The sequence below is a fragment of the Achromobacter sp. D7-1 genome (assembly GCF_059760445.1).
Genome location: NZ_JCBAMT010000060.1, coordinates 1 through 22578, shown reverse-complemented (window position 1 = coordinate 22578; position 22578 = coordinate 1). Strand labels below are relative to the sequence as shown.

The window sequence follows — 22578 nt, the reverse complement described above, 5'->3', positions numbered from 1 at the left end:
CATGTTTGAACGCTTGATCCGTTTCGCCATCGAACAACGCTGGCTGGTGCTGTTCGTCACCCTGGGCATGGCCGCCATCGGCGTCTACAACTATTCCCGGCTCGCCATCGATGCGGTGCCGGACATCACCAATGTGCAGGTCCAGATCAATGCCGGTGCGCCAGGCTATTCGCCGCTGGAGACCGAGCAGCGTGTCACCTATCCGATCGAGACGGTGATGGCCGGCCTGCCGGGGCTGCAGCAGACGCGTTCGCTGTCGCGCTATGGCCTGTCGCAGGTGACCGTCATCTTCAAGGACGGCACTGACATCTACTTCGCCCGCCAATTGGTGAACCAGCGCCTGCAGGAAGCGAAGGAGAACCTGCCCGAGGGCGTGACGCCCATGATGGGGCCGATCTCCTCGGGCCTGGGCGAGATCTATCTATGGACGGTGGAGGCTCGGGACGACGCCCGCAAGCCGGACGGCACGCCCTACACCCCCATGGACTTGCGCGAGATCCAGGACTGGATCATCAAGCCGCAGCTGCGCAACATCCCAGGCGTCACCGAGATCAACGCCATTGGGGGCTACGCCAAGGAATACCAGGTGGCGCCCAGCACCGAGAAACTGGCCTCCTACGGGCTGGCGCTGACCGACATCATGACCGCGCTGGAACGGAACAACGCCAATATCGGCGCAGGCTACATCGAGCGCAAGGGCGAGCAGTACCTGATCCGGGCGCCCGGGCAGGTCAAGTCCATGGACGACATCCGCGACGTGGTATTGGCGACAGTAGAAGGCCAGGCGATCCGCATACGTGACGTGGCCGAGGTGTCCATCGGGCGCGAGCTGCGCACGGGCGCGGCGACCAGCAACGGCGAGGAAGTGGTGCTGGGCACGGTGTTCATGCTGATAGGGGAGAACAGCCGCGCGGTGTCGCAGGCCGTTTCCGTCAAACTGGAAGCCATCAACAAATCGCTGCCGGCCGGCGTACAGGCCGTGACGGTCTACGACCGCACCAACCTGATCGACAAGGCCATCGCTACGGTCAAGAAGAACTTGCTGGAAGGCGCGGCGCTGGTCATCGTCATCCTGTTCGTGTTCCTGGGGAACATCCGCGCGGCGCTGATCACCGCCATGATCATCCCGCTGTCCATGCTGTTCACCTTCACCGGCATGGTGACCTACAAGGTCAGCGCCAACCTGATGAGCCTGGGCGCGCTGGACTTCGGCATCATCGTCGACGGCGCGGTGGTCATCGTGGAGAACTGCGTGCGGCGCCTGAGCCATGCGCGGGCGCACCATGGCAGGCCGCTGACGCGCAGCGAACGCTTCCACGAGGTCTTCGCGGCAGCGCGCGAGGCGCGGCGGCCGCTGCTGTTCGGCCAGTTGATCATCATGGTGGTGTACCTGCCCATCTTCGCGCTCAGCGGGGTGGAAGGGCGCATGTTCCATCCCATGGCCCTGACCGTGGTGCTGGCGTTGCTGGGGGCGATGATCCTGTCCGTGACCTTCGTGCCCGCGGCGGTGGCGCTGTTCATGGGCAACAACGTCTCTGAAAAAGAGAATCGCCTGATGGCTTGGGCCAAGCGTCGCTACGAGCCCTTGCTTGAAATCGCGCTGCGCCGCACGCCGCTGATCCTGGCCGGCGCGACCGTCTTCGTGGTGTTGAGCGGCGTGCTGGCGGCGCGCATGGGCAGCGAGTTCATCCCCAACCTGAACGAAGGCGACATGGCGATCCAGGCGCTGCGGATCCCGGGCACCAGCCTGACGCAGTCGGTCGAGATGCAGAAGCAGCTGGAGACCCGGCTGAAGCAGAAGTTTCCGGAGATCGAGCGCGTATTCGCCCGTACCGGCACGGCGGAGATCGCGTCCGATGCCATGCCGCCCAGCATTTCCGACGGCTACATCATGCTCAAGCCTATCGACCAGTGGCCCAGCCCCAGGAAGACCCGCGCCGAATTGCTGGCGGCGATCCAGGAGGAAGCCAACAAAGTCCCCGGCAACAACTATGAGTTCTCCCAGCCCATCCAGCTGCGCTTCAACGAGCTGATCTCGGGCGTGCGCAGCGATGTGGCGGTGAAAGTGTTCGGCGACGACAACGACGTGCTGAACCGCACGGCGGCCGAGATTGCCGAGGTCCTGCAGACCATACCGGGCGCCTCGGAAGTGAAGGTGGAGCAGACCACCGGCCTGCCCATGCTCACGGTCAACATCGACCGGGCACGCGCGGCGCGCTACGGCTTGAGCATGGCGGACGTGCAGGACACCCTGGCCATTGCGGTGGGCGGCCGCGAGGCGGGAACCTTCTTCCAGGGCGACCGGCGCTTCGACATCGTGGTGCGCCTGCCCGAAGCCGTGCGCGAGAACCTGGCGGCGCTGAAGAAGCTGCCTGTCGCCCTGCCCAGGCAGGAAGGCCAGGCGCAGGCGGCCTACATCCCGCTGAGCGAGGTCGCCACCTTCGACCTGGCGCCGGGTCCCAACCAGATTTCGCGCGAGGACGGCAAGCGCCGCATCGTGGTCAGCGCCAACGTGCGGGGCCGCGACCTGGGCTCGTTCGTCTCCGAGGCCACTGCGGCCATAGGCGAAAAGGTGCAGGTGCCTGCGGGTTACTGGACGTCCTGGGGCGGCACGTTCGAGCAGCTGCAATCCGCGGCGAAGCGCCTGCAGATCGTGGTGCCGGCGGCGCTGCTGCTGGTATTCGCCCTGCTGTTCGCCATGTTCGGCAACGTCAAGGACGGGCTGCTGGTGTTCACCGGCATTCCCTTTGCGCTGACCGGCGGCGTGATCTCCTTGTGGCTGCGCGGCATTCCGCTTTCCATCACCGCGGCGGTGGGCTTCATCGCGCTGTGCGGAGTGGCGGTGCTGAACGGCCTGGTCATGCTGTCGTTCATCAGCAGCCTGCGCGAAGAGGGCAAGTCGGTGGCCGAGGCCGTGCGCATCGGCGCGCTGACGCGCCTGCGCCCGGTGTTGATGACGGCGCTGGTGGCCTCGCTGGGCTTCGTGCCGATGGCGATCGCCACCGGCACGGGCGCCGAAGTGCAGCGCCCGCTGGCCACGGTGGTGATCGGCGGCATCATTTCTTCCACCATCCTCACGCTGCTGGTGCTGCCGGCCCTGTACCGCCTGGCGCACAGGAATGACGACGCCGACGAACTTGAACTGTCGAAACCGGCGCTTGCCCGGGACTAGGCCCGACAGAGAGGCGATCCGATGAATGCCAGACCCGATATCGATATCGCTGTGCTGGGCGCAATCAGCCCGATACAGCTGTCCGTCATCATTCCCTTCCTCAACGAGAGGGAGGTGCTGCCGGCCTGCCACGAGCGCCTGCGGCGGGTGTTGAAGGCGCTGGGGCTGCCGTACGAAATCGTATTCGTGGACGACGGCAGCAGCGACGGCAGCGCCGAATACCTGCAGGCCTTGCTGCGCGAGGAGCGCGGCATCAAGCTGGTCCGGCTGAGCCGGAACTTCGGCAAGGAGGCCGCGATGACGGCGGGGATAGAGCATGCGGCCGGCGCCGCGGTCATCGTGCTGGACGCCGATCTGCAAGATCCGCCCGAGGTCATCCCCGAGATGGTCCGCGCCTGGCAGGAGGGCGCGGACGTCGTCAGCATGCGGCGGCGCAGCCGCGCGGGCGAGAGCGCCTTCAAGCGGTTCTCCGCCTACGCCTACTACCGCCTGCTGAGCCGCCTGAGCAAGGCTGCGATCCCGCCCGATACCGGCGATTTCCGGCTGATGAGCCGGCGCGCCGTGACGGCGCTGATGCAGCTGCCCGAACGCTGCCGCTACATGAAGGGGCTGTATGCCTGGGTGGGCATGCCGACCCGCATCATCGACTACGACCGCGAGCCGCGCGCCGCCGGCACCACCAAATGGAGCTACCTGGCGCTGTTCCGCCTGGCGATGGAAGGCATCACTTCGTTTTCCACCGCGCCCTTGCGCTGGGCGACGGGATTGGGCGCGGTCGCGGCCCTGGGTGGCGCCGTATTCGGCGCCGGCATCATCTTCAAGACCTTGATATTCGGCGATGACGTTGCGGGCTATCCCTCGCTGATGGCGATGATGACCTTCATGGGCGGCGTGCAGCTCATCACCATCGGCCTGCTGGGCGAGTATGTGGGCAAGACCTACCTGGAAAGCAAGCAGCGGCCGGTCTATCTGGTGCGCGACGTCCAGCACAGCGGTTCCGCGGGCGTGACGGCGTCGGGCTATGGGAGGGATGCAGCTTGCAGCTGAGCGCCCGGGCGGTGGCCGCCGGCCTGGCGGCGATATTGGGCGTGCGCCTGCTGGCGATGGTCCTGGTGCCATTCGCCGACACGTCCGAGCCGCGCTACGCGGAGATCGCCAGGCTGATGGCGGAAAGCGGCGACTGGATCACGCCCTGGTTCGCGCCGGGCGTGCCGTTCTGGGGCAAGCCCCCGCTGGGATTCTGGGCCGAGGCGCTGTCGATCCGGCTGCTGGGCCTGAGCGAATTCAGCATCCGGTTCCCGTCACTGCTGGCCACGGCGGCGACGCTCGCCATTCTTTATGCGCTGGGCCGCCGCCTGTACACGGCGCAGGCCGCCAGATGGGCCGTGCTGGTGTACGCCTCCATGTTCCTGCCCATGGTCGCGGCCGGGGCGGTGTTGACCGATCCGTTCCTGGCCTTGGGCGTCACGCTCAGCATGGCGTCATTCATCCTGTCGCGCGGGCCCGCGGCGGGGTTATGGCGCTACGGTTTCTTCCTGGGGCTGACCATCGGCCTCTTGTCCAAGGGCCCGCTGGCCGCAGTGCTGGTGGCGGGCGCCATCGTGCCGTGGATGCTGTGGCAGGGGACCGCCAGGGCCGACCTGCGGCGCCTGCCGTGGGTGGCGGGCGCCATCATGCTGGCTGTCCTGGTCCTGCCCTGGTACGTGGCGGCGGAAATCAAGACGCCGGGCTTCCTCCAGTACTTCATCGTCGGCGAACACTTCCTGCGCTTCGTCGATGCGGGCTGGAGCGGGGACCTCTACGGTTCAGCGCACCGCCGGCCCTATGGCGCCATCTGGCTGGACGGCGTCGTGGCATCGCTGCCTTGGGGGCTGTTCGGCGTCTGGCTGCTTGCGCGCCGCTGGCGGGGCTGCGGGACCGCGGCGCAGGCCAGGAGATGGCTGCGCCGTCCGCGCTGGACCTATCTGCTGGCCTGGGGCGCAGCCACGCCGGTCTTCTTCACCTTGTCGGGCAACATCCTGTGGACCTACGTGATGCCGGCCTTGCCGCCGCTGGCCCTGGCGATAGGCGTATGCCTGAGCCGCGCCCGCGCTTCTGCGCCGGGCCGTGCCGCGCTGGCCTGCATGGCGCTGGCCCCGGTTGCGGTGATCGTCTTCTGCGCCATGCTGCAGGCCAACCCGGAACGGCTCAAAACGGAAAAGCAGTTGGTCGCCAGGGCGGATGCGTTGATGGCGTCCATCGAAAAGCTCTACTTCGTCGACAGCCTGCCGTTTTCGGCGCGCTACTACTCGCGCGGGCAGGCCGGATTGGTGCCGTTGGACAGCGTGGCGACTGTGTTGCCCCGGGAGAGCGGCAGGGCCTTTCTGGCGGTGGAAAAAGCGGACCTGCCGCGAGTGCGCGAGCAACTGGGCATGGTGTTGGAGCCCGTCTACTCGAGCCGGCGCTATGTCTTGCTGATCGCGGGGCCGCAAGCGCCGCCCTAGGGCGTGCAGGCCTGGACGATCACGCTGGCAGACCGTCTGCGCCGCGTGATCCGATAGTCCGAAATGCGCATCGCCGCCGGCAGCGGCGGCGATGCTCGGCGCGTCGGGCCCGGCCAGGCCGGGCGCCTGGCCGATGCGGGCTCAGAAGCCCACGGCCTGGCCGTCGCGGCGCGAGTCCGAAGCGGCCACGTAGCCGCCTTGCGGCAGGCGGCAGATCAGCTGCGCCGAGCCGAACTCCAGGCTGTCCGCAGGAGCCACCGCGACGTTGTGGCCGCGCGCGCGCAATGCGTCGACCACGTCCGCGGGCAAGTGCGATTCCACGTTGACCACCGGCCCCTTTTCCACGCGGAAGCGCGGCGCGTCGCTCATGGCCTGCGGATTCTGGCCGAACGCCGCCAGGCGCGTGATCATCTGCAGATGGCCCTGGGCCTGCATCGACCCACCCATGACGCCGAACGACATCAGCGGCTGGCCGCCGCGCGTGACGAACGCGGGGATGATGGTGTGCATCGGCTTCTTGCGCGGCGCGACCTGGTTGGCATGGCCGGGCGTGAGCACGAAGTTCAGGCCGCGGTTATGCAGGCTGATGCCCGTATCCGGCACCACCACGCCGGAACCGAAGCCGTGGTAGTTGGACTGGATGAAGGACACCATGGTGCCGTTGGCGTCGGCCGCGGTCAGGTACACGGTGCCGCCGGTGGCGGGCGTGCCTGCGACCGGCACGCTGGCCCGATCCATGGAGATCTGGCGTGCGCGTTCGGCCAGGTAGGAGCGGTCCAGCAGGGCGGCAGCGCTGGTGCGCATATGACGCGGATCGGCGACGTGGTGGTGCAGGTCGGCGAAAGCCAGCTTCATCGCTTCGATGCTGACGTGGTAGTAGTCCGCGCTGTCGCGGCCCATGCTTTCCAGGTCGAACTGCTCCAACATGCCCAGCGCCATCAGCGCCGAGATGCCCTGGCCGCTGGGCGGAATCTCGTGCAGCTCGTAGCCGCGGAACGATTGCGAGATCGGCGCGACCCATTCGGGGCGGTGTTCGGCCAGGTCCTGGGCGCTGAGCGCGCCGCCGGTCTGGCTGGCGAAATCGGCAATCTTCTGGGCGAGTTCACCGCGGTAGAAGCTCTCGCCGCCGCTTTCGGCGATGGCGCGCAGCGTCTTGCCTTGCGCGGGAAAGCGCCACCATTCGCCGGCCTGCGGCGCGCGTCCCTCAGGCAGGAAGGCGGCGGCGAAGCCCGGCTCCTGCGCCAGCTTGGGCGCCTGCGTGGCCCATTGGCGGGCGATGGTGGGCGATACCGCGAACCCTTCCTCGGCATAGGCGATGGCGGGTTCGAACAGCTGCGCGAAAGGCAGCTTGCCGAAGCGTTCCGACAAGGCCTTCCAGCCCGCGACCTGGCCCGGCACGGTCACCGTGCCCCAGCCGGTGCCGGGCATGGCGTCGCGTCCGGCGAAGTACTCCGGCGTCCACGCGGCGGGCGCGCAGCCGCTGGAGTTCAGGCCGTGCAGTTGGCCGTCATGCCAGACCAGCGCGAACATGTCGCCGCCGATGCCGTTCATGACGGGTTCGACCACCGTCAGCGCGATGGCGGTGGCGATGGCGCTGTCCACGGCATTGCCGCCGGCCAGCAGCATGCGCAGCCCGGCTTGCGCCGCCAGCGGCTGGCTGGTCGCGACCGCGTTGGCGGCCAGGACCGGCATTTTGCGGGAGGCATAGGGGAAAGACCAATCGAAGGGTAAAGACATGGATGCGGGAACTCGTGATGAAGATTACTGGGGCGTGATGCCGGCCTGATCGATCAGCTGCTTGGTGCGCGGGATTTCGGCCTTGATGAAAGCCGCGAATTCCTCGCGGCTGCCGCCACGGGGCTCCGCGCCGGCTTCCGCGAGCTTACTGCGCAGCGCCGGATCGGCAAGCACTTTGTTGACGGCGCGGTTGAGCTTGTCGAGCACCGGGGCGGGCGTGCCTTCGGGGGCGACCAGACCATACCAAGGCGCGATGTCGTAGCCCGCGTAGCCTTGCTCCGCGATGGTGGGGATCTCCGGCGCCAGCGCCGAGCGCTTGGCGTTGGACATGCCCAGCGCCAGCAGCGCGCCGCTCTTGGCCTGGGGCAGGCCGGTCATGATGGTGTCGAAATACATCGACACCTGGCCGCTGAGCAGCGCCGGGATGGCTTCGCCCGCGCCCTTGTACGGCACGTGCAGGATGTCGATGCCGGCCACGGACTTGAGCATTTCGCCCGCCATGTGAGACGTGGTGCCGGTGCCGAACGAGGCATAGGTCAGCTTGCCCGGGTTGGCGCGCGCGTAGGCCACCATTTCCGGCAGGGTCTTGAACGGCTGCGACGGGTTGGCCAAGAGGATGTTGGGCGTGTAGGCCACCATCGACACCAGCGCAAAGGCGTCGGGGTCGTAGGACAGGCGCTTCTGCAGGAAGCGGTTGGTGACGATGGCGGCGGGGCCGCCCATCAGCAGCGTGTAGCCGTCGGGCGTGGCGCGCGCGACGGAGGCGCTGCCGATGGCGGCCGCGGCGCCCGGACGAGCCTCGACGACGAAGGGTTGGCCCAGTTCCGTCGACAGCGCGGCGCCCAGCTGGCGTGAAATCAGGTCGGTGGCGGAACCGGCCTGGAAGGGCACGACGATGCGCACCGGATGCTGCGGCCAGTCGATCGCCTGGGCGCCGGCCTGGCTTGCGAAGGCGACGGCGGCGGCGCCTGCCAGCGCCCGGATGAGACGAAACTTCATGAATTCCCCTTGATCGCGTTATGGAGTGCGTGCAGGGATTAGACGCAAGCAGGCGGTCCAGGACTATTAGGATTTGCATCCATGGATCACTGGATCCAATTTGTGTTATTTTTGCGGTTATCTATCATGGCGGCTTCGTGGGGCCTGTGCGAGGCTCCTTTTAGTGTTGACTGGCCCTAACCCTGGATCCCCAATGCTGCAATTCCAGAAGACAGCGATCAGCGCCGAAGACGAGGCGTACCTGCACCTGCAGCGCGAAATCCGCCTGGGCCGCTACGCGCCCGGCCAGCGCCTGGTACCCGAGGTGGTCGCGGCCGAGATCGGCACCAGCCGCATGCCGGTGCGCGGCGCCTTGCGCCGTCTGGCTTCCGAAGGACTGGTCGAGATCCGCGCCAACCGCGGCGCGGTGGTGCGTGGCCTGAATCAGCAGGAAATGCTGGAAGTGTTCGAAATGCGCTCCGTGCTGGAAGGCCTGGCCATGCGCAACGCGGTGCTGCACATGGGCGCCGAGCACATCCGCCGCTTGTCCCTGCTGCTGGAGCAGCTGGAGCAGGGGCCGGGCGAACCCCTGGACTGGATCACCGCGCACCGCGAATTCCACGAATACCTGTGCAGCTTCTGCCAGCAGCCGCGCCTGCTGCGCCAGATATCCGAACTGCATTCCGTCGTCGAACCCTATATGCGCCTGTGGGTGGCGCAGCCTGGCCGCGTCCTGCGGGTGCGCGAATCGCACCAGGAACTGATCGCCACGCTGCAGACCCGCGACCCGGCGCGCTGCGAAGCGGCGATGCGCCAGCATGTGCTGAATACGGTGCCTGCCTTGCAGGCGTTCCTGGAGCAGGCCGCCTAGGACTTGCGGCTTTGCTCTAGACTGGCGCCATTCCTCACGCGCCCGTCCCGCCATGACCGCATCCGCCGCCGATCTGATTCACCGCCTGGAACTGTTGCCGCATCCGGAAGGCGGCTACTACCGCGAGACCTATCGCGCCGCTGACTCCGTGACGCGCGGCGACGGCGCGCTCCGCTCGGCCAGCACCGCCATTTACTACTTGTTGTGCGACGGCGCCTGGTCCACCTGGCACCGCATCCGGTCCGACGAACTCTGGCATTTCCATGCGGGCAATGCGTTGCATGTCCATGTGCTGGCGCCGGATGGCGGCTACCGCTGCCTGCGCTTGGGCGATGCGCTGGCGGACCCCGATGCCGCGTTCCAGGCGCTTGTGCCGGCCGGCAGCTGGTTCGCGGCGGAACTGGCCAACCCGGCAGTTCCGAACGCTTACGCCTTGGCCGGTTGCACGGTGGCGCCGGGCTTCGAGTTCAGCGAGTTCGAGTTGGCCGACGCTGCCGAACTGCAACGGCTATACCCCACTCAGGCCGGCCTGATCGCGCGCCTGGCGCGCTAGTCGGCGCCTTCCGCGCCCCGGGTCGCGGCTTGCGGCTTCTTCTTGCGCCCAATCTTGGCTTCGCTCGCCAGCACGCCGGCCACGATCAGCCCCGCGCCCACCAGCGCCAGCGCCGGCAGCCGGTCACCGGCCAGGCGTCCCACGATGCCGCCCCACACGGGCTCGCCCGCATAGATGACGGTGGCGCGGGTGGGAGACACCGACTTCTGCGCCCAGTTCATGGTGAGCTGGATGATGGCGCTGGCCAGCCCCAGGCCGATCGCGGCGCCCGCCCACAGCCAGGAGAATTCGGGCACGGCTTCGCCCATGACGGGCATCAGCGCGAACGACACCAGGCCGGCGGTCAGCAACTGCACGAAGGTGACGCGGCGGCTGTCGACCTTCTTGGCAAAGTGGCCGATCAGGATGATCTCGGCGGCAATCGCCGCAGCCCCGGCCAGCGTCGCGGCTTCGCCCGCGCTGAAGTTCAGGGCGCCTGCTTGCGGACCCGCCAGCAGGATCAGCCCGGCGAAGGCCAGCGCCACGCCCACCCAGCTCATCAGGCCGGGCGGCTTCTTCAGCACGGCCCATTGCAGCAGCGGCACGATAGGCACGTACATCGCCGTGATGAAGGCGGACTGGCTGCTGGTGATGGTCTGCAAGCCGTAGGTCTGCAGGAAGTAGCCCAGGAACAGGGCGCAGCCGATGGCGATGCCGGCGCCGACCTCCTGGCGGGTGATCGCCGCCATGTGCTTGCGGAACATCAGCAGCGCCATCAGTCCGGCGATGGTAAAGCGCACGCCCACGAAGAACAGCGGCCCGCTGTGCTGCATGGCGATGTGGATGATGAGGAAGGTGCTTCCCCACAGCATGGTGACCAGCACCAGGGCGATTTCCTGGCGGGACAGGGCGAACATCGAGGTCTTGGACTTCACGGTCTGCTTCGGGCGCTACGAAATGGCGAGCAATATACAGCGCTTCGGTGACCGCTCACCGAACAGATTCCCGGATTTCGACCGGAGCAGGCATATAGCCGGGAGTAATATGACACGTCCGGCGGCTTTAGCCCGCCGACGACGACAAGCCGGTGCACGCCTCTTTTTTCTTGCCCCCGCCGCGCCTTTTTTGGCGGCGTCGGTGAATCTGGGCGCGCAAAGCGGCCACAAGAAGATATCGAGGAGAAGCACAAGTGGAGAAGCAAGAGTCGGGCGGCTGGTATTTCGGCTGGAATATCGTAGGAGCTGCGACGGTACTCACCCTGTTGACCGTCGGTCTGCGCATGGGGGTTGGGCCGTTCTTCCTGCCCATCGCGGAATCCCTGGGCTTTACGCGCAGCACGCTGTCCAGCATCGTCGCGCTCGGTATGCTCTGTTATGGGCTGGCCATGCCGCTGGCGGGTTATCTGGTCGGCACGCGCGGCACCCGCTTCGTGCTGCTGACCGGTACCGCCATCGTTGTGTTGTCGATCATCTGGACGGTCTTCGCGCGCGGACCCATCGAATTTCTGCTGTCCTTCGGGGTGGCGCTGTCCATCGGCCTGGGCTTCACCAGCCCGGTGGCGCTGACGCCCGTGATCAGCCGCTGGTTCACGCGCCAGCGCGGCATGGCGCTGTTCTTCCTTTCCACGGGCTCCATGGCCGGCATTGCGCTGATGACGCCGACCCTGACCTTCGCGATCTCGGCCGTGGGCTGGCGGGAGACCTTGCTGGCCTTTGCCGTGCTGTTCGCGCTGCTGACGGTGCCGGCGGCGCTCTTCGTCATGCGAGATGAGGCGCCCGAGCACACCGACCTGCTGCCGCACCAGATCATCGATAAGGCGGGACCGGCCAAAGCCGCCTCCAAGCGGCCTGCGCCCAATGTGCGCGCGGCGCTGAACTCGCTGCCTTTCTGGCAGGTGGCGCTGGGCCTGTTTGCCTGTGGCTTCAGCATGAACCTGCTGGGCACGCACGGCGTGCCCATGCTGATGGACCATGGCTTTGACGCCACCACCAGTTCGCTGGGCATAGGACTGATCGGCCTGGTCGCTATCTTCAGCACCCTGGTCCTGGGGCGCATGTCCGACCAAGTCGAACGGCGCGCCATCCTGGCTGCGATCTACCTCGTGCGCGGGCTGGGCTTCTTCGCGCTGGTCGCGGTGGGCGCGCATTGGGAGCTGTACGCCGCGGCCACCCTGGGCGGCATTGCATGGGCCGGCAGCATCGCCTTGTCGTCGGCCATTCTTGCGGACGTCTACGGCGTGCGGCTGGTGGGCGTGCTTTACGGACTGGTCTACCTGGGCCACCAGGTCGGCGGCATGATCAGCTCATGGCTGGGCGGCTGGGCCTACGAGACCTTCGGCACGCATTGGGTGGCCTTTGGATCGGCGGGCACACTGTTGCTGCTTGCGGCTGGTATCGCGCTTCGCTTGCCACAGCGCGATACTGGAGCCCTTCAGCGGATGAGCGCCTGACAACCCTTTCCATGTTTGCCCCAAGCTTGCGTGGCAATGTACGTACCGCTGGCCCTATCCCAAAATTCTCGCGGCGACGCTTGTTCGGCAATCGGCAGGAATGAGATGGCCGTCGATTGCCGCGCCGGCGCCCATGCTGCCGCGAGAACTGGATGGCACATTTTGATATAGTTTGAGGTTTTCCTCCTGTGGTTCGTGCTGGAAAAATAGGATGTTCCAGGCGAACGCTGTGGGACAGGCCGAACTCTCGCGCCACGAAAATTATCAAAAACTGCCGGAATCGGTGCTTTGTCGGAGAGCACCGTGGGGGCGCTTGTCTTCGCCTGGAGATTTCTAGTGAATGCTACTGACCCTGCGTACAGCCTTGCTTTGACGAAGGTAGCTGTTGTCATACCGTCGTTCAAGGTCAAGGGCCATGTTCTCGAAGTGATAGGCGCGATCGGCGATGAAGTGCATCGCATCTATGTGGTGGACGATTGCTGCCCGGATGGATCCGGTCGGTTCGTCGAGGAGAACTGCGACGATAGCCGAATTGTTGTGTTGTACAACGAGCGTAACGAAGGCGTCGGTGGGGCTGTCATGGCCGGCTATCGTGCGGCGATCGCAGATGGCATGGACATCATTGTCAAGATAGACGGCGATGGCCAGATGGACCCCGGGTTGCTGCCAGAGTTCTTGTCCCCCATTGTGGCGGGAGATGCGGACTATTCAAAGGGGAATCGCTTCTTCGACCTTGAGAGCGTCCGTGCCATGCCGAAAATGCGCCTGTTCGGCAACGCTGTCCTGTCTTTCATGACGAAACTCTCCTCGGGATACTGGAATATCTTCGATCCCACCAATGGGTTTACCGCTATACACGCCAAAGTTGCGAAGTGCCTGCCATTCGAGAAAATCAGCAAGAGGTATTTTTTTGAAACGGATATGCTGTTTCGCTTGAATACGCTCAACGCTGTGGTTGCTGATGTTCCGATGGAGGCGAAATATGCGGATGAGGTGAGTAATCTAAAAATAGGAAAGATATTGGGCGAATTCCTTGTCAAGCATGCGAGGAATTTCGTAAAGAGAATATTCTATAACTACTATCTGCGCGGAATGTCGCTCGCATCCATCGAATTGCCTCTTGGGCTGGTTTGTTTCTTATCTGGCGCGGGCTACGGAATCGCGCACTGGATAGAGTCTGCTCGTTCCGGTATTCCGACGCCGGCGGGAACTGTCATGTTTGCGGCGCTCCCCGTGATTCTTGGGGTGCAATTCCTCCTTTCATTTATTGGGCATGATATTGCGTCGGTGCCGACATGGCCGCTACAAAAAAGAAAACTGAAATGACGTATTTTCTTGCTGTTATCTGTGTTGTAGGGATTGCAGTCGGTCAAATGCTATTCAAATTTGGGGCTGTGACGTTTCAACGCAGCGGCTCATTGTTCGATCTCAAGACTTTTCTCGTTTTTTTCATTGCCTTGGTGCTGTATGGGTTGACCACCATTCTATGGGTGTATGTTCTCGCCAAGGCTGATCTTGGAAAGGTTTATCCCCTGATGGCGTTGGCATTCGTCATTGTGCCCATTGGAAGCTATTTTCTATTTGGCGAAAGATTCCAGACCCAATATTTCTTCGGTGTGATGCTGATAGTTCTCGGGATTGTTGTGACCATTAAGTCGTAATGTCCGACAATTGCCTTTTGGGGGGTGGGTGTGATTCTTGTACTGTTGTCGTTTCTGGGGCTGTCGCTATTCTTCGCATCATTCTTCAGGGTTAGGCTGCCGGTTGCTTTATTTTCGAGCATTTTGGCAGTTGTCCTGTTTCAATATCTCTTCGGTATAGTCGGCTGGCTCCGCGCCGGAGCCACGGTAAGTCTGATTGCCGGCCTGGGGCTACTGATTTTCTACTCGGTAAAGTATGGCCGAGTAATTCCGGCGGCACTTAGGCGTATTGAGTTAAAGCAGTATTGGCAGATCCTCTATCTGGTTCCTTTTCTCATTTTCTCTGCACAGGTTTCTGCGGATTTCAGATTCACCGGTTGGGATGAATTTTCGTTCTGGGGGGCGGGAATAAAAATCATCCATGCGACAGATGCGTTGTACTTGAAGGGCACGCCGCTTGTCGACGTCTTTAAGGCCTATCCTCCGGCGCAGCAGCTTTTTCAGTATTACTTGACGTTCCTCGATCCTTGGTCGGAAAGAGCGGTGCTTGTCGCACAGATCATATTCATGCTGTCGGCATTGGCCTGCGTTGTCGGCGCCTTTCACGAAAAGGGCTCACTGGTGGAGGTGTTGACCTTTTGGGCGGCGTGCGGCTTGCTGTATTTTTTTGGCTTCGACTTCAAGCATATCTATGTGGATCCTTTGCTGGCGTTGGTGTTCGCGGCCAGCCTATCCCTGGCAGCCACGAGAAATGGGGCAAAGGGGGCGTGCCTGGTCGCGATGAGTCTGGGCGTGCTGGTGCTGATGAAACAGATCGGTCTGATCCTCGCACTGCTGGTGGCCGTCGTGTACTTTTTGGGTTGTTTGATCAGAGAGAACGATGCAGCAGGCGCGGGAAGGTTGAAACGTGCCTGCTACTATGCGCTGCCCGGCATTCTGGCCATAGTCGCCGCATTTGGTTCATGGGGTTGGTACACCAAGAAGATCGGGGTTGTCACTTCCTACGCAATTCCGAGTCTGGCTTCATTATTTGTGGACCCGATGTGGGAGCGAATCGGAAAAACCGCGACTACCTTTATCGAAAGGTCCGTGGTAGGGGTTTTCGGCCTAGCGCAAGGCGGGGCGTGGCAGATACTGTGGCTGGTCTCTGTGATCGGCGCCATTGGCTGGCTGTTGGCCTTAAGCGCGGTTTGCGTGGTCGTGTCGAAAAAACGCGTGATGTTGGATCGGGCGGTGTTGTTTTCCACGCTCGCATTGGGCTCAGTCGGCTATCTGCTATTCCTGTTCCTCACCTACCTCTTTTTTTTCAGCGAGTACGAGGGCGTACGGCTCGCGTCGTTTGAGCGATACGCCGCGACGTATTTTCTGGCTTGGGCAGTCATCGCGTTGGCTGCTTATTCGGGGGCTGTGGGCGCTGCTCGGGCATGGTGGCTACGTCCAATTCTTGCGTTGCCGGTCCTGCTGGGGTTTCTGTGCTTGCCTTTGGAGTTGTGGTCCGCTGGCCCTCCGTCGCCCGCACTTTCGCAGGCGATGGAACAAAGAGGGAAGATCGATAGGCTTGCAGATATCGTCGGCGGGACGGCCAAGCAGGGGGAGAAAGTCTACTTCATCAGCCAGAATTCCACGGGCTTTGAAAAGTTCATGTTCGGCTATAGCGCGATACCATTGGAAACCCAATGGTGGTGCTGGTCCGTGGGGCAGAAGTACAACCCGGAGGATGTCTGGACTTGCAATGAAAAGCTGGAAAAGCTATTGCAGGGCTATTCGTATCTGGTGCTCTACAATGCTGACGGCGAATTCTGGAAGAATAACGCCGAGCTGTTCCCCGCCGATGCGAGGGAAGTGCAATCCGGCGTGTACCGGATTGATTGGAACGGCGATTCCCCGATATTGAAAAAGATCGGTTGACGCCCGACAGAAATATCTGTGAGGGGCAGGGCAGGCCCTCAATGCGGCCGAGCGACTACATAGATGATGTCGCTTGGCAGCAAGCGTAGGACAGGCAATGCCAAGGCCACACATGCGTATGTCGCCAGCTTCATCAGGATATTCATGTTTCCCGAGTAAGAGATCCGCGTGTAGAGTCCCCTCAGCCGCAGAGTGGGTAGGGAGCCCTGCTCCACTATCGAAAACTGGTGCTGCTGGATGAAGTGGGCGAGGTTTTCGGCATTGAAGTAATGCAGATGCGGCGAGGGCATGTCCTTTTGCCACAGGCGATCGAAAAAACTTGAAAAGCCTAGCCGGTGAAACACTTTGGCCAGGCGGTAGAACAGACCACTACTGCTCGGAAGGTTCAGCAGCAGAATGCCGTCTTTGGTGAGTCTCTCGCGACATGAGGCCAAAATCCGCGCGCTGTCCGGGATATGTTCAAACACATCATTGAAAGCGATGATGTCGAATTTTTCGTCCTGATGCAGCGCGTCCGGGAAAAACCCGACACGAACTCTCGGCTCCCTGGCCTTGGCCGTCGCATAAACTGCTTTATCCGGCTCTATGCCCAGAACGTCGAAAGATCCCGCCGCAGCTTCGAGAAACCAGCCGTGGGCGGAGCCAACGTCCAGCAGGCTTCGCGCCTGTGGATGGGCGGATCTGAGAATCTGCACAAGCTTTTTGAAGTTGGCTTGTCGTAGACCCTTGAGCCCGGATTCGCGTGCGGCTTCGTCTATGTTCTTGTGGAACTGCTGCGCATTGATATTGGGGGCTAGGGATGCACTTTCATATCCGCATTTGTGGCAGAGGGAGTGCCACTCCTGGATCCCGTTGGACTGTGCCGCAGCACAGATCGGGCAGGGCCGTTTTTCAGTTGCTTCCATAGCGATCTCGTAATGGGATGATACAAAGGCGGGTGACGTGAAAAATACCACGGGACGAAGGCAATCCTTGGATCCCGGGCTGGCTGCTCTGCAGCGAGTTGCTCGTTGTTTGCGAGGCTGATCGCGTATCGTGGGGGGCAGGCCGGACGCTGAGCGTCCGGCAACTGGCTTTATCGATCCTTCAGCAGCGACACCAGTTCCGGCACGTAGCGGTCGCCGCCGCCTTGCGTGACGGCCTGGTCGAAGGTGTGCTGCACGGCCGCGCCGATTTCGCGCACCGCGCCCGTTTCCGCAGCCATGGTGTTGTAGTAGGACAGGTCCTTCTGCGCGTTCGACATGAAGAACCGCAGCGAGGATGGATCCTGTTCCAGCAGGTACGGCTTGATGCGTTCCAGCGCCACTCCGCCGCCGCCGCCCTTGGCCAGCACATCGGCGAACACCGCCGGGTCGATGTCCGCGCGCAGGGCGCAAGCCGCGGCTTCCGACAGCAGGGCGACCACGCCCAGCGAGACGTAGTTGTGCAGCAGCTTCATGCGGTGTCCGGCGCCGATCGGGCCGGCATGCGTGATGTTCTCGGCGAAGCAGGCCAGCAGCGGCTTGCATTCCTCGAACAGCGCGGCATCGCCGCCCACCAGCAGGTTGAGCCGGCCTTCGGCGGCTTCCTTGGGGGTGCGCGTCATCGGCGCGTCCAGGAAGCGGCCGCCGCATTCTGTCACGGCCTGCGCGACTTTCACGGTGGACGATGGAATCGCCGTCGAGCAATCGATGATGACCGTGCCCGGCCGCAGGCCCGCCAGCACGCCGCCTTCGGACAGCAGCACCGCCTCGACCTGCGGGCTGCCGGTGACGCAGAGGATGATCACGTCAGACTGGGCCGCCAGCGTGGCGCCATCGGCCACGCTGGCCGCGCCCGCGGCCTTCAGCGCGTCCAGCGGCTGGTTGCCCGGATGCTCCAGCACCGTCAGCGCATGTCCGTGCTTGACCAGATTGCTTGCGATGCCATGGCCCATGAGGCCGATACCAACCATGCCGACTTTTGCCATCTTCCACTGCTCCTGCCATGTAGGGGGTTGTTATGGCGTAAATCTTACTCTGACTTGCGGGCGGCGCCGGCGCGCTTCGAATATGCCGAAAGTAGCCTTCGAATCTTTCGGATGGTAAGGCGCGGGAGCCATTCCTAAAATCGATCCACTTCTGCCGGCCATGCCTGGCGCGGATCGAACTACAACGGAGACAACCGCCCGCAGGCGGATACAGCAATGCCGCAAACCGCAAACGAGCTGGCGCCCAGCGCCGAGCGCCATTACTTCGAGCAGCTCGCGCAGGGCCGCTTCGTCATTCCCCTATGCCAGGCCTGCGCCAGGCATCATTTCTATCCCAGGGTAGTCTGCCCGCATTGCGGTTCCGACGCCCTGCGTTGGGTGGAACCCCGCGGCGACGGCGTGGTGTATTCCACCACCGTGGTTCGCAACAAGGGCGGCGACTACACCGTGTGCCTGGTGGATCTGGACGAAGGTCCGCGCCTGATGAGCCGCGTGGTCGACATGCCGGTGGAGGCGGTGGCTATCGGCCTGCGGGTCCGCGCCAGGGTCGATGCCGTGGAGGGCGCGCCGCTGCTGGTGTTCGTGGGACAGGAGGAGCGGCCATGACTAGAAGCTATCGCGGCGCGATCGCCGTCCTGGGCACCGGCATGGCCGGCCTGGGCGACTGCCAAGGCCGTTCCGAACAGGAAATCATCGCCCAGGCCTCCCACCGCGCGGTGGCTGCCAGCGGCCTGAAGATGCAGGACATCGATGGCATCATCACCTCGAGCCTGACCTCGCCCTGGTGGGTGATGCGGATGGCGGAGTACCTGGGCATCCGGCCTCGCTTTTCAGACAGCACCATGTTCGGGGGATCGTCGTTCATCGCCGACCTGAAGGTCGCGGCCATGGCGATCGAGGCCGGCCAGTGCGAGCATGTGCTGATCTGCTACGGCGCCAATCCGCGCAGCGCGCCCAGCAGCACGCAGATCAATCAGATGCGGGCGGCGCTGGACCCGCAGCCCTACGAGCATCCCTACAAGCCGTTCAATCCGGTATCCAGCTACGCGCTGGCCGCCGCGCGCCACATGCACCAATATGGCACCACGCGGCGCCAGTTGGCCGAGGTTGCGGTGGCGGCGCGCAAATGGGCGCAACTGAATCCGGATGCCTTTCTGCGCACGCCGCTGACGATCGAAGAGGTGCTGGGCGCCAAGATGATCTCGGACCCCCTGACCGTGCGCGACTGTTGCCTGGTGACCGACGGCGCCGGCGCCTTCGTGGTCACGCGCGCCGAACGGGCCCGCGACCTTCATCCGCGCCCCATCTATGTGCTAGGCGCCGGGCACGCCCACTGGCACCGGCAGATATCGTGCATGCCGGACGTGACCGTCACGCCCGCGGTGGACTCCGGCCGGGCCGCGTTCGCGGAAGCTGGATTGACTCCCGCCGACATCGACCTGGTCGAACTCTACGACGCCTTCACCATCAATCCCATCCTTTTTCTGGAAGACCTGGGATTCTGCGCCAAGGGGGAGGGCGGCGCGTTCATCGGCGGCGGGCGCATCGAGCCGGGCGGCGACCTGCCGATGAACACCAACGGTGGCGGCCTGTCGTTCACGCATCCGGGCATGTACAGCATCTTCCTCGTCATCGAGGCCGTGGCGCAACTGCGCCGCGAGGCAGGGGAACGCCAGGTGCCCAAGGCCGACGTCGCGCTGGTGCACGGCAACGGCGGGGTGCTGTCCAGCCAGGCCACCGCCATTCTTTCCCACTCCCTTTGATGGCCGCCATGATGAACAAGACAGTAGATTGCGCCGCGCAAGCGGTGGGGGATATCCCGGACGGCGCCACCGTTCTGGTCAGCGGTTTCGGCCTGTCCGGCCAACCCGTCGAATTGCTCGATGCGCTGGTGGAGCAGGGCGCGCGTGAGCTGACCGTGGTGTGCAACAACAGCGGCGCCCGCGATAGCGGATTGGCGCGGCTGATCCGGTTGGGCCGCGTGCGCAAGCTGATCGCCTCGTATCCGCGCGGCGCGGAGTCCCAGGCGTTCGAATCGGCCTATGCCGACGGCTTGATCGACTACGAGTGCGTGCCGCAAGGCACGCTGGCCGAGCGCCTGCGGGCGGCAGGTTCGGGCCTGGGCGGATTCTTCACGCCCACCGGCTACGGCACGCTGCTGGCCGAAGGCAAGGAGACACGGATGATCAAAGGCGTGGGGCACGTGTTCGAGGAGCCCCTGCACGCCGACTACGCGCTGGTGAAGGCGTATTGCGCGGATCCCCTGGGCAACCTGATCTACCGCAAGGCGGGACGCAATTTCGGTCCGCTGATGTGCATGGCTGCGGCCACCGCCGTCGTGCAGGTTCATACGCTGGCGCAGGTGGGCGGACTGGATCCGGAGCACATCGTCACGCCCGGCATCTTCGTGCAGCGCGTGCTGCGCATTCGCGACGCCCAATTGACTGGAGCCTTGCAATGATCGAACGATACTCCCGCGAGGACATCGCGCGCCGCGCGGCGGCGGACATCCCTCCCGGCTCCTACGTCAATCTGGGCATCGGCTTGCCCGTCATGGCGCTCGACTACTGGCGGCCGGAGCACGGCGTCATCGTCCATAGCGAGAACGGCATACTCGGCATGCGCGCACGCGCGGAGGCCGATCCGGTCGATCCCGACCTGACCAACGCGGCCAAGCAGAGCATCGCCATGGCCGCGGGCGGCAGCTTCTTCAATCATGCGGATTCCTTCGCCATGATGCGCGGCGGACATCTGGACTACTGCATCCTCGGCGCCTATCAGGTGTCGGAAACCGGCGATCTGGCCAATTGGTCGCTGGGCCAGCCCGGCGTGGCTGCGGCGGTGGGCGGCGCCATGGACCTGGCCGTGGGCGCCAAACGGGTCCACGTGCTGATGGAACACCTTACCCGCGACGGCCGCTCGCGGCTGCGCCGGCTATGCGACCTGCCGTTGACGGGCGCGGCATGCGTGGACCGAGTCTATACCGACCTCGCCACGCTCGACGTCACGCCCGAGGGATTCCTGGTGCGCAACATGGCGCCGGGCCTCACCCGCGTAACCCTGCAGGCGGCGACCGACGCGCCGCTGCGCTTCGCGGAGGATCTGCCCGATGCCGCTTGATTGCTCCCTCGAGGACTTTCGCCGCGAAGTCCGCGCATTCCTGCAAGAACGCCTGCCCGCCGACCTCAGGCGCAAGGTGATGGATCATCAGCGGCTGGACAAGCAGGACTTCCTGCGCTGGCACCGCATCTTGAACGAGCGCGGCTGGGTCGCGCCGAACTGGCCCGCCGAGCATGGCGGGGCCGGCTGGAGCATCGAGCAGCGCAACGTATTTGACGAGGAATGCGCATTGGCGGGCGCACCCGAAACCGTGCCATTCGGGCTGCGCATGGTGGCGCCCGTCATCATGGCCTATGGCTCCGCATGGCAGAAAAGCCACTTCCTGCCGCGCATCCTCAGCGGGCAGGACTGGTGGTGCCAGGGCTATTCCGAACCGGGTGCGGGTTCTGACCTCGCCGCGCTGAGCACCCGCGCTCGCCGCGAGGGCGATGTCTTCGTGGTGAACGGCCAGAAAACCTGGACCACCTACGCCCAGTACGCCGACATGATGTTCTGCCTGGCGCGTACCAACCCCGAGGCCAAGGCGCAAGAGGGCATTTCCTTCCTGCTCATCGACATGCGCAGCCCCGGGGTGTCGCTACGGCCGATCCGCACGCTGGACGGCGGAGTAGAGATCAACGAGGTTTTCCTCGATGAGGTCGTGGTGCCTGCCTCGCATCTGGTCGGTGAAATGGACCATGGCTGGACATACGCAAAGTACCTGTTGTCGCACGAGCGTTTCGGCGCCGCCCGCGTGGGGCGCGCCAAGCGCGAACTGGGCCATCTGCAGCGGCTGGCGGCGCAACGCCAGGCGGACGGCCGCCCGCTGGCCGAAGATCCCATATTCGCGCGGCGGCTGGCGCAGCTGGAGATCGATACGCTGGCCCTGGAGCAGACCAATCTGCGGCTGATTGCGCGCGACCAGCGGGGCGCAGGGCACGGCGCGGAAGCTTCGATATTGAAGTACCTGGGGTCCACACTGGCGCAGCGCATCAGCGTAGCGCTGGTCGACACGGCCGGTTCGCATGCGCTCGCCTATGACTCAGGTGCGCTAGAGCGTGACTATGCGCGGGGCGCTCCGACAACGGCAGAGGAACTGGAAGCCATGCCCGGCTTCTATCTCAACCTGCGCAAGATTTCGATCTACGGCGGAACGGACGAGGTCCAGAAGAACATCATCGCCAAGCTGGCGTTGGGCGAGGCCGACGACCTGAGCGTAGACCAGCGCACGCTCGATGACGCCGTCGGGCGGTACCTTCAGGGGGAGTATCCGTCTCCCGCCGCCCGGCCCGCGTTGCCCGGCGATGCGGACCCCGAAGCTTCGCCGCACTGGCGCGCCTTTGCCGAAATGGGGCTGCTGGGCCTGGGGTTGCCGGCATCGGCAGGCGGGATGGATGGCGGGCTCGCGGACTTGTGCGTACTGATGCAGCGCTTCGGGCGTCATCTGGTGGTCGAACCCTACGACGCCAGCGCGCTGCTTTGCGGCCAACTGCTGGCGCGCCTGCCGCAAGGTGGGCGGGTGAGCGCGCTGTTGGCCGAGATCGCGCAAGGCGCCGCGCCGTTGTTGGCTCATGCTGAACCAGATGCGGATTGGCCGATTGACGATCTGAACGTGACCGCTGTGCGCGAAGGCGGCGGCTGGTTACTGAACGGCGTGAAGCGGCGCATACCCTATGGCGCGGGCGCCCGGCAACTGTTGGTCACGGCACGCGACGAATCGGGAACGGCGGTATTTCTGGTCAAAGCCGATGCGCCCGGCCT

Annotated in this window: 19 protein-coding genes and 1 pseudogene; 15 read left to right on the top strand and 5 right to left on the bottom strand. The window is 64.3% G+C overall.

Going from position 1 to position 22578, the window contains the following annotated elements; all coding sequences use genetic code 11:
- The first annotated feature begins 1 nt into the window (after window position 1).
- From AC6LKD_RS22590 to AC6LKD_RS22580, 3 genes are read left to right on the top strand one after another with little or no spacing between them, the layout of a single operon-like run.
- On the top strand, window positions 2–3172 hold the full coding sequence (locus AC6LKD_RS22590; RefSeq protein ID WP_492276666.1) for a CusA/CzcA family heavy metal efflux RND transporter: 3171 nt from the start codon (window positions 2–4) through the stop codon (window positions 3170–3172).
- A gap of 21 nt (window positions 3173–3193) precedes the next feature.
- Window positions 3194–4219 (top strand): glycosyltransferase family 2 protein, encoded by a 1026-nt coding sequence (locus tag AC6LKD_RS22585; protein ID WP_013395295.1) that lies wholly within the window; start codon window positions 3194–3196, stop codon window positions 4217–4219.
- Window positions 4210–5655 carry an ArnT family glycosyltransferase gene (locus AC6LKD_RS22580; RefSeq protein ID WP_498117512.1) on the top strand — a complete coding sequence of 482 codons (1446 nt, stop codon included), beginning with the start codon at window positions 4210–4212 and terminating at the stop codon, window positions 5653–5655. Before AC6LKD_RS22585 ends, AC6LKD_RS22580 begins: the two co-directional genes overlap by 10 nt.
- 141 nt (window positions 5656–5796) lie before the next feature.
- Here the strand turns inward: AC6LKD_RS22580 and ggt are convergent, their stop codons facing one another.
- Window positions 5797–7392, bottom strand: coding sequence for a gamma-glutamyltransferase (gene ggt / locus AC6LKD_RS22575; RefSeq protein WP_498117511.1), 1596 nt, complete (start codon window positions 7390–7392; stop codon window positions 5797–5799).
- A 24-nt stretch (window positions 7393–7416) separates the two neighbouring features.
- The gene (locus AC6LKD_RS22570; RefSeq protein ID WP_013395292.1) at window positions 7417–8391 is read right to left on the bottom strand and encodes a Bug family tripartite tricarboxylate transporter substrate binding protein; all 975 of its coding nucleotides are present in this window, start codon (window positions 8389–8391) and stop codon (window positions 7417–7419) included.
- Window positions 8392–8584: 193 nt separating this feature from the next.
- On the opposite strand from AC6LKD_RS22570, the gene AC6LKD_RS22565 reads away from it, so the two are divergent.
- Entirely contained in the window at window positions 8585–9241 is a 657-nt protein-coding gene (locus AC6LKD_RS22565; RefSeq protein WP_498117509.1) for a GntR family transcriptional regulator, read from the top strand.
- Between the two features lie 52 nt (window positions 9242–9293).
- Window positions 9294–9794, top strand: a complete 501-nt coding sequence (locus tag AC6LKD_RS22560) for a cupin domain-containing protein (RefSeq protein ID WP_498117508.1) — start codon at window positions 9294–9296, stop codon at window positions 9792–9794.
- On the opposite strand, the gene AC6LKD_RS22555 is transcribed toward AC6LKD_RS22560, so the two are convergent.
- Window positions 9791–10690, bottom strand: a complete 900-nt coding sequence (locus tag AC6LKD_RS22555; RefSeq protein ID WP_013395289.1) for a DMT family transporter — start codon at window positions 10688–10690, stop codon at window positions 9791–9793. The genes AC6LKD_RS22560 and AC6LKD_RS22555 overlap by 4 nt on opposite strands.
- A gap of 272 nt (window positions 10691–10962) precedes the next feature.
- On the opposite strand from AC6LKD_RS22555, the gene AC6LKD_RS22550 reads away from it, so the two are divergent.
- The 4 genes from AC6LKD_RS22550 to AC6LKD_RS22535 all read left to right on the top strand — a co-directional run bounded on the left by AC6LKD_RS22550 (window position 10963) and on the right by AC6LKD_RS22535 (window position 15770).
- On the top strand, window positions 10963–12222 hold the full coding sequence (locus AC6LKD_RS22550) for an MFS transporter (RefSeq protein WP_498117507.1): 1260 nt from the start codon (window positions 10963–10965) through the stop codon (window positions 12220–12222).
- Between the two features lie 336 nt (window positions 12223–12558).
- Entirely contained in the window at window positions 12559–13548 is a 990-nt protein-coding gene (locus AC6LKD_RS22545; protein ID WP_498117506.1) for a glycosyltransferase family 2 protein, read from the top strand.
- Window positions 13518–13883: an EamA family transporter gene (locus tag AC6LKD_RS22540; protein WP_498117505.1), complete on the top strand. Its 366-nt coding sequence runs from the start codon at window positions 13518–13520 to the stop codon at window positions 13881–13883. Before AC6LKD_RS22545 ends, AC6LKD_RS22540 begins: the two co-directional genes overlap by 31 nt.
- Window positions 13884–13913: 30 nt before the next feature.
- A complete protein-coding gene (locus tag AC6LKD_RS22535) occupies window positions 13914–15770 on the top strand; it encodes a hypothetical protein (protein WP_498117504.1) in 1857 nt (618 codons plus the stop codon).
- Between the two features lie 38 nt (window positions 15771–15808).
- Here the strand turns inward: AC6LKD_RS22535 and AC6LKD_RS22530 are convergent, their stop codons facing one another.
- Window positions 15809–16675, bottom strand: a complete 867-nt coding sequence (locus AC6LKD_RS22530) for a class I SAM-dependent methyltransferase (RefSeq protein WP_498117503.1) — start codon at window positions 16673–16675, stop codon at window positions 15809–15811.
- A 170-nt stretch (window positions 16676–16845) separates the two neighbouring features.
- Window positions 16846–17718 (bottom strand): NAD(P)-dependent oxidoreductase, encoded by an 873-nt coding sequence (locus AC6LKD_RS22525; RefSeq protein ID WP_207472401.1) that lies wholly within the window; start codon window positions 17716–17718, stop codon window positions 16846–16848.
- Window positions 17719–17934: 216 nt separating this feature from the next.
- On the opposite strand from AC6LKD_RS22525, the gene AC6LKD_RS22520 reads away from it, so the two are divergent.
- The 6 genes and pseudogenes from AC6LKD_RS22520 to AC6LKD_RS22495 all read left to right on the top strand — a co-directional run.
- Window positions 17935–18324, top strand: a complete 390-nt coding sequence (locus AC6LKD_RS22520; protein WP_498117502.1) for a Zn-ribbon domain-containing OB-fold protein — start codon at window positions 17935–17937, stop codon at window positions 18322–18324.
- Window positions 18321–19481 (top strand): thiolase family protein, encoded by a 1161-nt coding sequence (locus AC6LKD_RS22515; protein ID WP_498117501.1) that lies wholly within the window; start codon window positions 18321–18323, stop codon window positions 19479–19481. The genes AC6LKD_RS22520 and AC6LKD_RS22515 overlap by 4 nt, the downstream gene beginning before the upstream one ends.
- Window positions 19482–19489: 8 nt before the next feature.
- Window positions 19490–20179 (top strand): 3-oxoacid CoA-transferase subunit A, encoded by a 690-nt coding sequence (locus AC6LKD_RS22510; RefSeq protein ID WP_498117500.1) that lies wholly within the window; start codon window positions 19490–19492, stop codon window positions 20177–20179.
- The gene (locus AC6LKD_RS22505) at window positions 20176–20838 is read left to right on the top strand and encodes a 3-oxoacid CoA-transferase subunit B (protein ID WP_498117499.1); all 663 of its coding nucleotides are present in this window, start codon (window positions 20176–20178) and stop codon (window positions 20836–20838) included. The genes AC6LKD_RS22510 and AC6LKD_RS22505 overlap by 4 nt, the downstream gene beginning before the upstream one ends.
- Window positions 20828–22015 (top strand): annotated as a pseudogene (locus AC6LKD_RS22500) (acyl-CoA dehydrogenase family protein); the annotation flags it as partial. The gene AC6LKD_RS22505 and the pseudogene AC6LKD_RS22500, both read left to right, overlap by 11 nt.
- Window positions 22010–22578 (top strand): acyl-CoA dehydrogenase family protein (locus AC6LKD_RS22495; protein ID WP_498117530.1); only part of this gene is annotated, 569 nt, incomplete at its 3' end. The pseudogene AC6LKD_RS22500 and the gene AC6LKD_RS22495, both read left to right, overlap by 6 nt.